11 protein-coding genes, 1 other RNA gene, 1 pseudogene and 1 riboswitch are annotated in these 13057 nt (G+C 71.8%); of the genes and pseudogenes, 9 read left to right on the top strand and 4 right to left on the bottom strand.

The annotated features are described in order from the left end of the window. Window positions 1-110 precede the first annotated feature (110 nt). Window positions 111-911: an SDR family NAD(P)-dependent oxidoreductase gene (locus H7965_RS11510; RefSeq protein WP_186770725.1), complete on the top strand. Its 801-nt coding sequence runs from the start codon at window positions 111-113 to the stop codon at window positions 909-911. Window positions 912-959: 48 nt separating this feature from the next. Here the strand turns inward: H7965_RS11510 and H7965_RS30840 are convergent, their stop codons facing one another. From H7965_RS30840 to H7965_RS11495, 3 genes and pseudogenes are all read right to left on the bottom strand, one after another. Beyond that, window positions 960-1091: a hypothetical protein gene (locus H7965_RS30840; RefSeq protein WP_261394162.1), complete on the bottom strand. Its 132-nt coding sequence runs from the start codon at window positions 1089-1091 to the stop codon at window positions 960-962. Beyond that, window positions 1060-1721 (bottom strand): annotated as a pseudogene (locus tag H7965_RS11505) (ChaN family lipoprotein). Before H7965_RS11505 ends, H7965_RS30840 begins: the two are co-directional and overlap by 32 nt. A 34-nt stretch (window positions 1722-1755) precedes the next feature. Then, on the bottom strand, window positions 1756-2238 hold the full coding sequence (locus tag H7965_RS11495; RefSeq protein ID WP_186770722.1) for a Tat pathway signal protein: 483 nt from the start codon (window positions 2236-2238) through the stop codon (window positions 1756-1758). Between the two features lie 311 nt (window positions 2239-2549). Then, window positions 2550-2804: riboswitch (cobalamin riboswitch) on the top strand. Between the two features lie 89 nt (window positions 2805-2893). Between H7965_RS11495 and metE the strand changes: the two genes are divergently transcribed. Further along, window positions 2894-5233, top strand: coding sequence for a 5-methyltetrahydropteroyltriglutamate--homocysteine S-methyltransferase (metE, locus tag H7965_RS11490; protein WP_186770721.1), 2340 nt, complete (start codon window positions 2894-2896; stop codon window positions 5231-5233). A 383-nt stretch (window positions 5234-5616) separates the two neighbouring features. Here metE and H7965_RS11485 read toward each other — a convergent pair whose 3' ends face one another. Then, the gene (locus H7965_RS11485; protein ID WP_186770720.1) at window positions 5617-5778 is read right to left on the bottom strand and encodes a hypothetical protein; all 162 of its coding nucleotides are present in this window, start codon (window positions 5776-5778) and stop codon (window positions 5617-5619) included. A 433-nt stretch (window positions 5779-6211) separates the two neighbouring features. On the opposite strand from H7965_RS11485, the gene H7965_RS11480 reads away from it, so the two are divergent. From H7965_RS11480 to H7965_RS11450, 7 genes are all read left to right on the top strand, one after another. After that, entirely contained in the window at window positions 6212-7006 is a 795-nt protein-coding gene (locus H7965_RS11480; protein ID WP_186770719.1) for a TerB family tellurite resistance protein, read from the top strand. Between the two features lie 37 nt (window positions 7007-7043). Then, entirely contained in the window at window positions 7044-7727 is a 684-nt protein-coding gene (locus tag H7965_RS11475) for an N-acetylmuramoyl-L-alanine amidase (protein WP_186770718.1), read from the top strand. A gap of 40 nt (window positions 7728-7767) precedes the next feature. Beyond that, window positions 7768-8207: RNase P RNA component class A (gene rnpB / locus H7965_RS11470), an RNA gene on the top strand. A 349-nt stretch (window positions 8208-8556) separates the two neighbouring features. Further along, window positions 8557-8994: a division/cell wall cluster transcriptional repressor MraZ gene (locus tag H7965_RS11465; RefSeq protein WP_186770717.1), complete on the top strand. Its 438-nt coding sequence runs from the start codon at window positions 8557-8559 to the stop codon at window positions 8992-8994. Next, the gene (rsmH, locus tag H7965_RS11460) at window positions 8991-9992 is read left to right on the top strand and encodes a 16S rRNA (cytosine(1402)-N(4))-methyltransferase RsmH (protein WP_186770716.1); all 1002 of its coding nucleotides are present in this window, start codon (window positions 8991-8993) and stop codon (window positions 9990-9992) included. Before H7965_RS11465 ends, rsmH begins: the two co-directional genes overlap by 4 nt. Next, on the top strand, window positions 9989-10951 hold the full coding sequence (gene ftsL / locus H7965_RS11455; protein ID WP_186770715.1) for a cell division protein FtsL: 963 nt from the start codon (window positions 9989-9991) through the stop codon (window positions 10949-10951). The genes rsmH and ftsL overlap by 4 nt, the downstream gene beginning before the upstream one ends. Next, a complete protein-coding gene (locus H7965_RS11450; RefSeq protein ID WP_186770714.1) occupies window positions 10948-13056 on the top strand; it encodes a peptidoglycan D,D-transpeptidase FtsI family protein in 2109 nt (702 codons plus the stop codon). The genes ftsL and H7965_RS11450 overlap by 4 nt, the downstream gene beginning before the upstream one ends. The last annotated feature ends 1 nt before the right edge of the window (window position 13057 follow it).

Below are 13057 nucleotides of genomic sequence, written 5' to 3'. Positions count from 1 at the left end.
ACAGCCGCCTGGATCGGACCGCCGCCTCGCCCCGGGTGGCCAGCCCACAACCGCTGTGGCACTCAGCCCGGCATTCGACAGCGGATGATCCAGGGAAGGGACGCGGAACCATGGCAGGCAGGCTCGAAGGGAAGATCGCCTTCATCAGCGGCGCCGGATCGGTCGGCCCGGGCTGGGGCAACGGGCGGGCGACCGCGGTGCTCTTCGCCCGCGAGGGCGCCAAGGTCTTCGGCACCGACAAGAACCCGTCGGCGATGGCCGAGACGGCGGAGCGGATCCAGGAAGCCGGCGGCGAATTTGTCCAGGCTGCCTGCGACGCCACCGACAGCGCCTCGGTCGCCCAGGCCATCGAGGCATGCCGGCAGCGCTTCGGCCGCATCGACATATTGGTGAACAACGTCGGCGGCTCCGCCGCCGGCGGCCCGGTGGAACTGGCGGAGGAGGTCTGGGACACCCAGATCGCGGTCAATCTGAAAAGCGTCTTCCTGACCTGCAAGCATGTGCTGCCGATCATGGAAGCGCAGGGCGGCGGCGCCATCGTCAACGTCGCCTCCACCTCCGGCATCCGTTTCACCGGCTCGGCGCAGGTGGCCTATGCGGCGTCCAAGGCCGGGGTGATCCAGCTGACGAAGGTCGTCGCCGTGCAATACGCCAGCAAGGGCATCCGGGTGAACACGGTGGTGCCGGGGCAGATGCACACGCCGCTGGTCGAGGCGCGGCTGGCCGGCCAGCGCGCCGGCGGCGATGTCGAGAAGCTGCTGGCGCAGCGCCTGGCGCGCATCCCGATGGGCTTCGCCGGCGATGGCCGCGACACCGCCAATGCGGTGCTCTACCTAGCCTCGGACGATGCCCGCTTCGTCACCGGCACAGAACTGGTGGTCGATGGCGGGATGACGGTGCGCTGCGGCTGAGATCGGCGGCACCCCTTCGCCACCGGCCCTCGGGCGCCACGCCATGCGTCACGCGCCCGAGGAAGCCTCCCGGCGCACCCGCGGCGCCGGCTCCTCTGGGCGGCCGAGGCGGAAGATGCCCTCGCCGATGCCGCACAGCCGGGCAGCGTCATGTTCCGCCGCCTCGGTCGGCAGCAGCACCGCCACATCGGCGATGCCGAGGTCGCGCAGCTGGTGCGGCGTGCCATGGCCGTATTCCAGATGGCCGGCCGATGATGCCGACCACCAGTGGTGGCGGCTCCCCCGCCGTCTCGGCGGCCCGGCTCACCCGGGCGATGTTGCAGGCGAAGGCGCGGTCCCAGACCTGCTGGGCGCGGAGGAAGTGGTCCGTCACCCCCTCCGGTCGCTGGTTGGAGAGGCTGGCGATATGGGCACGGTGCCCCGGGGTCGGGGCAGCCTCCCGCTCCGCCTCCGGCACCGCAGCCCAGCCGTCATGGCCGACCCGCGTCACCAGCGGGCGGTGGCAGTTCGGCGCGACCATCGGGACCTTTTGCTGCCGGCAGAAATGGAACAGCGGCAGATAGATCTTCGGTGGGAAGCCCAGACCTGCTCCCATTCCACCGCCTCCAGGAAGCCTGCGATCCCCATCTCGCCAGCGACCTGGCGGTCGAGCACCGGCTGCAGCCGGCGGGGGAACGTCTGGAAACCCACCGCCAGCTCCGGCCGCGGCAGGTACAGGCAGGTGGTGACCTGCAATTGCCAGCGATGGATCTCCGCCACATCGTGCGTCTCGTCGAGCAACACGGCGCTGCGCCCGGCCACGCGCCGCATCAGCCGTGCGGTGTCGTCATGGCGGCGATCCTCGCTACAGGCCGAAGCGGATGCCGGTCCGGCTGGCGGGGCGCAGCCGTTCGGCGCAATCGGGCTGATCCTGGCCGCCGACCTTGCAGGCCAGCACGTCATTCACCAGCATGCGGCCGAGCCGGTCGCAGGCCAGCCCCGCCAGGTCGAACAGCCGCACCACCGTGCGGCCGGCGCCGACCGGGCCGAGTTCCACCGCCGCGCGCCGGGCGACCTGGCCATCGGTGCCGAACATCACCAGGTCGAGGCGCAGCGTGCCGACCGGCGCCGCCCCCTCGGCATCATTCCCCAGCACCAGCCAGATGCGGCAGCCTTCGGCCGTGCCGGCCATCGGCTCCAGCCGGTTCAGCTCCAGTTGCAGCGGCGGCGGGGCCTCGGCCCGGGCTGCGCCGGCGAGCGCCGCCGCCAGCCCAGCCCCGAGGATCACGCCCGACCAGGGGCGCCGCGATGCGCTGCGGTGCCGATCGTCCCGCATTGCCGCCGTCATCCCAGCCTCCTTCGATGCCAGGCTTGCTTGCCATATTTGATAACGACTCGCAATCTCAATGTGCCCCTCAGCCGGCGACTGCCATCCGCCACCAGCCAACCCGGCCGGCACGCCCGGCGATCCACACATCTCCGCCGCACCGCTTCGCGCAACCCGGCTGAAAGCCGGGTGACGCCGGATGCGCGTAGCTGCCGCGATCGGATTCGTGCCGCCGCGCGGCAGGGGTTTCGGCTTGCCGACGGCTTCCTGCCACCAGGTCGAGCGGCAGCCTTCGAGGTTACCGATCCCGCTTGCTAATTGCAGATATAAAGATATTCTTATGAAGCCATGGTCCTGCGCAAGCAGGTGAAAAGGGAACGCCGTGCGTCACCCCGTCCCGCATCGGGATGTGGCGGCAAGTCGTCGGCTGCCCCCGCAACTGTCAGCGGCAAGCCATCGGTCCGTCCGCCTCGCTTCAGGGGCGGGCCACTGCGCCGCGGCCTCCATCCAAGGGGGTACGGCGCGGGAAGGCAGGGCCGGTGGCGTCAACCGCGAGCCAGGAGACCTGCCATCGCCCTGTTCCACCCATCGCCGGTCGGGGTGCACCGGCAGAGGAGACGCTGATGACCAACCGCTCCTATCTCACTCGCAACGCCACGCCGCGGCGGGCTGCCCGATGACCATCGCCGCCAACCTCGGCTTCCCCCGCATCGGCCATCGGCGCGCACTGAAGGCGGCGCTGGAGGGTTTCTGGGCCGGCCATCTCACCGAGGCCGACCTCCTGGCCGAGGCCGCGCGGCTACGGGCGCGCCACTGGCGCCTGCAGCAGGGCCTCGGCATCGGTCATGTACCGAGCAACGACTTCTCGCTCTACGACCACGTCCTCGACACCGCCTGCATGCTGGGCGCGGTGCCGCCGGGCTATGGCTGGCCGGGCCAGGGGCCGGTCTCCCTCTCGACCTACTTCGCCCTGGCCCGCGGCGCGCGCGGCACCGAAGCCGAGCAGGCGGCCGGCATCGCCGCCGAGGCGCCGGCGCTCGAGATGACCAAGTGGTTCGACACCAATTACCACTACCTGGTCCCGGTGCTGCGGGCGGGGCAGACCTTCACCCTGACGCAGAACCGGCCGCTGGCTGCCTTCCGTGAGGCCTTTGCGCTCGGCATGCGTACCCGCCCGGTGCTGCTCGGGCCGGTATCCTTCCTGTTGCTGGCGAAGACCGAGGATGGCTCCGACCCGCTGGCCCTGCTGCCCGGGCTGCTGCCGGTCTATGCCGGGATCCTGCGCGAGCTTGCCGCCGCCGGTGCCAGCTGGGTGCAGATGGACGAGCCCTGCCTGGCGACGACCTTGAACGGGGCCGCCCAGGCCGCGCTGCGGGACGCCTATGCCGCGCTCGCCGCCGCGGCCCCACGACTCTGCCTGCTGCTGACCGGCTATTTCGGCGGTCTTGGCGGGAACCTGGAAACCGCCCTCGCCCTGCCAGTCGCCGGGCTCCACCTCGACCTGGTGCGCGATCCTGGCCAGCTTGACACGGTGCTTGCCGGGGCACGGCCGGAACAATGGCTGTCGCTCGGGGTGATCGATGGCCGCAACGTCTGGCGCGCCGACCTGCGCCGGACACTCGGCGAGCTGCGCCGGGCGGCGGCGCTGCGACCCGATGGCGCGCGGCGGCTGATGGTCGCCCCCTCCTGCTCCCTGCTGCATGTGCCGCTGGATCTGGCGCAGGAGGATGCGCTCGACCCGGCGCTGCGCTCCTGGCTCGCCTTCGCCGTGCAGAAGCTCGGCGAGGTGCGGGCGCTGACCCTGGCGCTGGAGGAAGGCGAGGAGGCGCCCGGCGTGCGCCAGCTCTTTGCCGAGGCGGATGCGGCGCTGGCGTCGCGCCGTGCCTCGCCGAAGGTGCATGACCCGGCGGTCGCCGCGCGGCTGGCCGCGGTGACACCGGCGATGGCGCTACGGAAAAGCCCCTTCGCCGCCCGCCGTATCCATCAGAAGGCGCGGCTGAAGCTGCCGCCCTTCCCCACCACCACCATCGGCTCCTTTCCGCAGACCGAGGCGGTGCGGCGGGCCCGCGCCGACCGCGCGGCAGGCAGGCTTCCGGCTGCCGAGTACGACGCTTTCCTGCAAAGCGAGACCGCGGCGGCGATCCGCTGGCAGGAGGAGGCCGGGCTCGATGTGCTGGTGCATGGCGAGTTCGAGCGCAACGACATGGTGAAGTACTTCGGCGAACAGCTCGCCGGCTTTGCCTTCACCAAGCACGGATGGGTGCAGAGCTACGGCAGCCGTTGCGTCGCCCCGCCCATCCTCTGGGGCGATGTCGCGCGGCCGGCGCCGATGACGGTTGGCTGGTGGCGCTACGCGCAATCCCTGACGAGCCGGCCGGTGAAGGGGATGCTGACCGGTCCCGTCACCCTGCTGCAATGGTCCTTCGTGCGCGACGACCTACCGCGCGAGACGGTGTGCCGCCAGCTCGCCCTCGCGGTCCGCGACGAGGTGGCCGAGCTGGAGGCAGCCGGCTGCGCTGTGGTGCAGATCGACGAGCCTGCGCTGCGTGAAGGGCTGCCGCTGCGTCCGGCGGAATGGCCCGGCTACCTGGCCTGGGCCGTGGAATGCTTCCGCATCGCCAGCGCCGGCGTGTGGGACGACACGCAGATCCACACCCATATGTGCTACGCCGAGTTCAACGACATCATCGCCGCCATCGCCGCGCTGGATGCCGATGTGATCAGTGTCGAGACGGCGCGCAGCCGCATGGGGCTGCTGGATGCCTTCGCCGGTTTCGCCTACCCCAATGAGATCGGCCCGGGGGTGTGGGACATCCATAGCCCGCGGGTGCCGGATGTCGACGGCATGGCACGGCTGCTCCGGCTGGCCCGGGGCCGGGTCGAGGCGGCGCAGCTCTGGGTGAACCCCGATTGCGGCTGCAAGACGCGGCGGTGGGAGGAGGTGCGGCCGGCGGTCGGCAACATGGTCGCGGCGGCACGGCAGCTGCGCGCGGAGCTGGTGGCGCCGCCCGGCTAGGGGTCATTGCCAGGGAGGTTGTCCTGGTGATGCGGCTGGCGGTTTGGCGTTGAGGGCGGAGTGCGGCCCGGTTGTGTCGCATCCAGGGGCGCATGGCGCGGGTCCTGCCGGCGGATGAGGCGAAGGGCGTCGCGCAGGCCGATTCGCGGATGGTGGTTTGGATGAAGCGCCCGGCCCTGCCCTCGGTCTTTTGGCGTGCAGGGTCCGTTCGCTTGTGCTTCAGGTTTGGCGGGGGCGTCGTCGGTGGCGACGTGCAGGTATTCCCAGCCTTTGCCGCGCCTGTTGCTCCGGCCGGTGCGGTCGCCGGTGATGTGGTGACCGCGCCATCGATGCAGCTGGGCATCTTGATGTCGAGGTGGATCAGTGCGCCCGTCTGCGCGCGCTCATCGCGGATTGCAGGCCCGGCTGAGATTGCCGGGCTGGCAGGCCAGCTCCGGCAGCCGGACCTCGGCGCGGATGCTCTTCTGTTCCTGTGCTGTCTCCAGGGCCTCCGCTCCGCCGGTGAGCAGGCGCGGTCCGAGCGCGAGGGCAAGGACCGCGCCCACCCACCGGCTCCATCCTTCGGAAATCAACACAAGCTGCCGGATCAAGTCCCAGCTAACGCAGCCCAGCCGCCGCCTGCCCGCACGCGGGACTCTTCCGCGGCCTCGCCGGCAGCTTCCACCCAGCCGGACCGTGACCCACGGGGCCGATGGCCCGCTGAGCCCGCCGACCAGCGGCGTCCAACGCTTGCAAGCAAACAGTGGAGATCCCTGCCATTGCCGCCAGCGAATAGAATCGGACAGGGCAGCGCCACCAAGGTCGAAACCATCTGCGTGAAAGAACTGGCTTGAAGCCAAATGCGTTTGGAGCCGGATGTTCAGGTAATTTGTATACACTCAATCCGGCCGGTTCCTCGGCATGCCTGGAAGGCCCTCCGCCCGGCGACGGCGCCGGAAGCCTCTCGCCGCATGGCGCCGGCGTGGTAAGGCTGCTGGCATGAGTCTCTGGGGCAAGATCATCGGCGGGGTGGCGGGGTTCGTCACCGGCGGGCCGCTCGGCGCGGTGGTCGGCGCGGCGCTGGGCCATGCGGCGGACCAGGGGCGCGGCGCGCCCGGCGTCGGCGGCATGTTCGGCCGCTCCGCGGCGCACCAGGCGGCCGATATGGCGGCGCTGCTGGGCTCGCGGGAGCAGCTGTTCGCGATCAGCGTGGTGGTGCTGGCGGCCAAGCTGGCGAAATGCGACGGGGCGGTGAACCGGCACGAGATCGACACCTTCAAGCGGCTGTTTCGCATCCCGCCGGAAAGCCTGCGCGAGGTCGGCCAGCTGTTCGACCACGCCCGCGACAGCAGCGACGACTTCGCCCCCTTCGCCGAGCGCCTGGGCCAGGCCTTCACCGACAACAAGGGCATGCTGGAGGATGTGCTGGCGGCCTTCTTCCAGATCGCCCGCGCCGATGGTCCGCTGACCAAAGCCGAGGTCGCCTTCCTGCAGCGGGTGCAACTCGGCTTCGGTCTGGATGCGCGGAGCTGGGAACGGGCACGCGACGGCCATGCCGGTGCTGGCACCGCCGCGGCGGCGCAGACCGGGCCGGACCCCTACGCCATCCTCGGCGTGCCGCGCGATACCAGCGACGAGGGCGTGCGCCTGGCCTGGCGCCGGCTGATGCGGGAGAACCATCCGGACAGCCTGGCCGCGCGCGGCGTGCCGCAGGAATTCGTCAAGCGCGCGACCGAGAAGGTGGCCGAGATCAACGCCGCCTGGGACCGGGTCAAGCGCGAGCGCAAGCTGTGACCTGCGTGGTGCCATCCCGGACCATGCCGCAGCGCTGATGATCCGCCCGGCGCCGAGCCCGAACCACGACGAGCGCCCTTCCGGCACGCCGGCCGACATGCTCGTGCTGCACTACACGGGCATGCAGAGTGGCGCCGCCGCGCTGGCCCGGCTGCGGGATCCGGCCGCCAGGGTCTCGGCGCATTACCTGGTCGAGGAGGATGGCGCGGTCTTCGCCCTGGTGCCGGAGGAGCGCCGCGCCTGGCACGCCGGCGTCTCGCATTGGCGCGGGCAGGACGGGCTGAACGGCCGCAGCATCGGCATCGAGATCGTCAATCCCGGCCATGAATGGGGCTACCGCGACTTCCCGGCCCTGCAGATGGCCGCGGTCTGCGACCTCTGTCTCGAGATCCTCGCCCGCCATCCAATCCCGGCGCGCAATGTGGTGGCGCACAGCGACATCGCCCCTGACCGCAAGCAGGACCCGGGCGAGTTGTTCGACTGGGCAGGGCTGGCGGCGAACGGCGTCGGGCTGTGGACGGAGGCGGTGCTGACGCCGCCGCCATTGGCCGCGGTGCCCGGCCTGCTCGGCGCCATCGGCTACCGCGCCGACCTGCCGCTGGCCGTGCTGCTCGCCGCCTTCCAGCGCCGCTGGCATCCGGCGCGGGTGGATGGCGCGGCGGATGCCGGAACGCTCGGGCGAGTCGCCGCCGTCGCCGCGCTGATCGAGTCTTCGTCCTGAGTTGACGCGCCACTGCCCGCAGGCGCATGAGGCCGCCGCGTCAGGTGGCTGGACGGCCGCCGGCCTGCGTCCTTGCGGCGTGGGCCGGAGGAAAGTCCGGGCTCCACGGGAACACGGTGCCGGCCAACGGCCGGCGGGGGGATGGGCATGCCGCAAGGCGTGCTCCGAGCCTCAGGGAAAGTGCCACAGAAAGCAAACCGCCCGGCCCGGCGAAAGCCGCGCCAGGCAAGGGTGAAAGGGTGCGGTAAGAGCGCACCGCGGCGCCGGCAACGGGGCCGGCATGGCAAACCCCACCGGGAGCAAGGCCGAATAGGGGTGACCGGCGGGCTATCCTTCGGGATGGTGCCGCAGGGGCGTTCCCGCCCCGTCGCCCGGGTTGGCCGCGAGAGCCTTGCCGTAAGGCGGGCGATAGAGGAATGGTCGTCCCATCCCCGGAATTCCGGAGGTGGACAGAACCCGGCTTACAGGCCGCCTGGCGCACTCTATCCACAGAGCTATCCACGGAATTCCCAGCCCGGGAAAAGAACAAATCGGGGCGGCACGACTCGCGTCCCGGTCGGTTCGTGAAGTTCTTGGTATTCGGTCCCGTGGCGACGCCAAGCTGTGTAAATTCATGTACTTCGACCAGAAACTTAGTATGCCGAAATGGTATTCGTGCTTGTACGCCCAGACATTCCCATGTTATCCCACCTCATCCCGCGAGGGACCAGACGCTCGGGGGGGCGAGCGGTTCGCAGCGGGATGGTCGGGCGAGTCGGTGGGGTCGGGGGGCCCCACCGGCCGCTGATCAGGTGGGGCACGCCGATGCCGGGGGGGCGGTTGCAGGGCGATGTCCGATTTCGCGGGCACCATTCCGGGGAGTTTCGACGCGAAGAAGGGCCGCATCTCCGTGCCGGCCGCCTTCCGCGCCATCCTCACCCGCATCGGCGCCGAGGACGTCATCCTCCGTCCCTCCCGTCACCTGCCCTGCATCGAGGTCTGGCCAAAGCCTGATTTCATGGCCGAGGTCGAGCGTCGTGTCGCCGGCCTCAGCAAGCTTTCCCAGGAGTACCAGAGCATCACCCGAAGGCTGCTCGGCCGCGTTCACACTTTGCACCCCGATGCCGAGGGACGCGTGGTCATGCCGAAGGAGCTGGCGGAGAAGGCGGGACTCGACGGCGAGATCCAATTCGCCGGCCGCGGCGCCTTCTTCGAAATCTGGGCCAACGCCGCCTTCCTCGAGGAGGAAGCCCGGCTCGACGCGCTCGACGACGGGGGCGACGTATGACCGCGCCCACAGGAACGAACCGGCCGCAGCAGGGCGCCCCTGGCGCCGAAGCCTCCGGCCACGTCCCGGTCATGCTCGCCGAGGTGTTGGAGAGCCTGGCACCGCGCGACGGCGCCACCTATTGCGACGGCACCTTCGGCGGCGGCGGCTATGCCGGCGCCATCCTGGCCGCGGCGCGCTGCACCCTCTACGCCATCGACCGCGACCCCGACGCCATCGCCCGCGGCGCCAGCCTCGCGGCGCGCCATCCCGACCGCATTCATTTGCTGGAAGGCCGTTTCGGCGATCTGCTCTCCCTGATGCAGCAGGCCGGAGTGGCGCAGCTCGATGGCGTCGTGCTCGACCTCGGCGTCTCCTCCTTCCAGCTCGACGAGGCCGATCGCGGCTTCTCGTTCCGCACCGACGGGCCGCTTGACATGCGCATGGAGAAAGTCGGCAAGTCGGCCGCGGACCTCGTGAACACACTGGCCGATTCGGAGCTTGCCGACATGCTCTTCTCGCTGGGCGAGGAGCGCCATTCCCGCCGCATCGCCCGCGCCATCGTCGCAGCGCGGAGCGAGGCCCCGATCACCACCACCGGCCGACTGGCCGAGATCATCCGCGCCGTCACCCCCTACGATCCCTCAGGCATGGATCGCGCCACCCGCAGTTTCCAGGCGCTGCGCATCGCGGTGAACGACGAGCTGGGCGAGGTCGAGCGTGGGCTCGATGCCGCGGCGCGGCTGCTGGCTCCGGGTGGGCGGCTGGTGGTCGTCGCCTTCCACTCGCTGGAGGACCGGATCGTGAAGCGCTTCATGGCCAGCCGCGCCGGCCGCGGCGGCGGCACCTCCCGCCATGATCCCGGTGCGCTGGCCGGCCGCCCGGCCCCGGCCGGGTACCGCCTGCTGACGCCGCGCGCGCTGCGCCCCGGCGCCGCCGAGACCGATGCCAATCCGCGCGCCCGCAGCGCGCGTTTGCGTGCCCTGGAACGCCTGCCGCTCGATCGGGATGCCGCATGATCTTCCGACCGCTCAACATCGTCGGCTTCGTCGCCGCTGCACTGGCCGGGCTGCACCTCTACACGACCAAGCACGAGGCGGCGCTGCTCGACCGCGAGCTGCGCAGCATCGCCCGCAGCATCGACGAAGCCAATGAGCGCACCCAGACGCTGCAGGCGGAATGGGCCTGGCTGAACGAGCCGGAGCGGCTGCGCGGCGTTGCCCAGCGCCACCTGTCGCTGGAGCCGATGCAGCCGAGCCAGTTCATCCGGCTGAACGAGGCCGAGCGGCGGCTTCCGGCGGTTGTCGCCTATGACGGGCCGACCGCGCTCTTCGCCGCCCGCGAGCCGACCGCGCCGCCTGGCGAGGCGGTGTCGCTGGCGCTGCTGCCGCAGATCGCGCCGGCAGTGCAGCTGGCGCGCGCCGTACCGGTGGAGCCGGCGCCGGTCGCGCCGCCTCCGCCGCCCGCCGCGCCGCCGATCGCCCTCGAGTTGCCCGAGGCCCTGCCGCGCGAGGCTGAGCCGCCGGTGGCCGTCCGCGCGCCGGCCCCAGCCCCCACCCCTCACCCGGCGGAGCCGCGCACCACGACAACCGATACCGCCCGCCCCAGCGCGCCGGCACCGCGGCCGCGCCCGGCCTCGCGTCCGGCAACCGATGTGGCAGCGCTGCCGGCGATCGCGGCGCCCCGCCCGGCGATGCCGGTGGTGGCAAGCGCCGCCCCGCCGCCCGCCCGCCGGACCGTCTCCTCGCTCGGCGCGCCCATGGTCACCCAGGTCGCCACCGCGGCGCCGCGCCGTGCCGAGCCGGCACCCGCCGCCGTGGGTCGTTCGTCCCTGGGCGGTGCGTCCATAGGCGGCTCCTCCCTAGGCGGCTCCTCCCTAGGCGGCTCCGCGCTCGGCGGCAGCCGGCCGATGCTGGCACCGCCGGTGCCCTTCGGCAGCGCCAACGCCGCCACCCTGAACGGCGGAGGCCTGCGGTGACGCTGCCGCCGGAGGATGGCTACGACTTCGTCCCGCCCTCACCGCATGCGGCGCCAGCCGGTCGGCCGCTGCCGGCTGTCACGTCGGGATCGCGCGCCCTGGTCCGGGTGGCGGCACCCGAACTCGCCCGGCGCGCCCAGATGGAGCGGACCCGTGGCCGGCTGGTGCTGGCCGCCGGCGGCTTCGCCCTGCTGTTCAGCGCGGTCGGGCTGAAGCTGTCGCTGGCCACCATCTTCGATCCGACCACCCCGCGCCTGCGCCCCGCGGTGCGGGTGCCGACCGGCGAGCCGAACGTCAGCCGCGCCGCCATCACCGACCGCAACGGCGAGGTGCTGGCGGTTTCCCTGCAGGTGACCGAGCTCTATGCCAACCCGGAGGAGATTCACGATCCCGCCGCCGCCGCCGACCGGCTGCTGACCGTGCTGCCCGGACTTGACCGGGAACGGCTGATCGCCCGCATCACCCAACGCTTGGTGCCGGGCACCGAGACCCCGGTGCAATTCGCCTACATCGCTCGCAACCTGCCGCCGCGGCAGCAGCAGGCGATCAACAACCTCGGCATCCCGGGCTTCCACTTCCGCCCGGCCGAGCGGCGCTTCTACCCGCAGGGCTCGGCCGCGGCGCATGCGCTCGGCCAGGTCGACGTGGATGGCCGCGGCATCGCCGGGGTGGAGCGGCATTTCGACGAGCGGCTGCGGACCGACCGCACGCCGCTGCGGCTTTCGCTCGACGTCCGGGTGCAGGTGGCGCTGCGCGATGCGGTGCAGAAGGCGATCGCCGACTTCAATGGCGTCGGCGGCGCCGGCGTGGTGCTGGACGTCAACACCGCGGAAGTGCTGGCCATGGTCAGCCTGCCGGATTTCGACGCCTCCGACCCTGGCGGGCTGCAGCGTCGCGCCGAAGGCGTGGCCGCACAGGCGGCCACGCCGCTGCGCGTGGCGGTCGGCCGCACCGGCTCCGCCGCGGTGCCGCGGCAGGACCAGGACCCGCACTTCAACCGCGCGACCGTCGGCCTCTACGAGCCCGGCTCGACCTTCAAGCTGCTGACCGCGGCGATGGCGCTCGACAGCGGCGCGGCGAATGTCTGGAGCAGCTTCGACGCCCGCCGCCCGATCCGCTACGGCCGCTTCACCATCAGCGACTACAAGGGCAAGAACCGCGTCCTGAGCCTGCCCGAGGTGCTGGCCTACTCCTCCAACCTCGGCGCCGCGCACATGGCGCAGCTGCTCGGTCCGCAGCGCCACCGGGAGTTCATGAGCCGGATGGGCATGCTGACCCGGCTTGGCCTCGAAGTGCCGGAGACGGCGCGGCCGATCGCCCCCGGGCCGCAGGCCTGGCGCGACATCAACACCATCACCATCGCCTTCGGCCATGGCATCTCGGTCTCGCCGCTGCACGTCGTGACCGGCGTGGCGGCGCTGGCCAATGGCGGCATCCTGCGGCAGCCAACCCTCGTCGCGCAGGCCGATGGCGCGCCGCGGGAGGGTGTGCGCGTCATCTCGGAGCGCACCTCCGACACCATGCGGCGGCTGATGCGCCTCGTCGTCACCGATGGCTCGGGCAAGGGCGCCGAGGTACCGGGCTATTTCGTCGGCGGCAAGACCGGCACGGCGCAGAAAACCGGACCGCGCGGCGGCTACCTGCAGGACAAGCGCATCGCCGCCTTCGTCGGCGCCTTTCCGATGAACGCGCCGCGCTACGCCATCTACGTCATGGTCGATGAGCCGAAGCCGAATGCGCAGAGCCATGGCTACGCCACCGCCGGCTGGGTCGCCGCGCCGGCCGCCGGCATGGTGATCCGCCGGGTCGCACCGATCCTCGGCATGGTGCCGGAGACCGAGCGGGCGCCGCAGATCCAGCAGACCATCAGCATCCCGCTGCAACCCGGCCGTCCGGCCCGGCCGACGCCGCCGGTCGCCGCCGCGCCGGCGCCGCGCGCCAATGTGCCGGCCGCCGCCCCGTCGCCGCTCCGGCCGATCCCGACGCCGCCGATCGGCCAGGCGCCGCCGCTGCGCCGTACCGATGCGCCCGTCGCGCTGCCGCCGCTGCGCCTCGCCGTCGTGCCCGCCACGCCTCCGTCCGAGGCCGGCCTTGCAGCTCGATGAC

The organism is Siccirubricoccus deserti (genome assembly GCF_014283215.1).
Taxonomy (GTDB): Bacteria; Pseudomonadota; Alphaproteobacteria; order Acetobacterales; family Acetobacteraceae; genus Siccirubricoccus; species Siccirubricoccus deserti.
The sequence above is the reverse complement of the archived record's forward strand: the minus strand, read 5'-3'. Positions and strand labels throughout refer to the sequence as shown.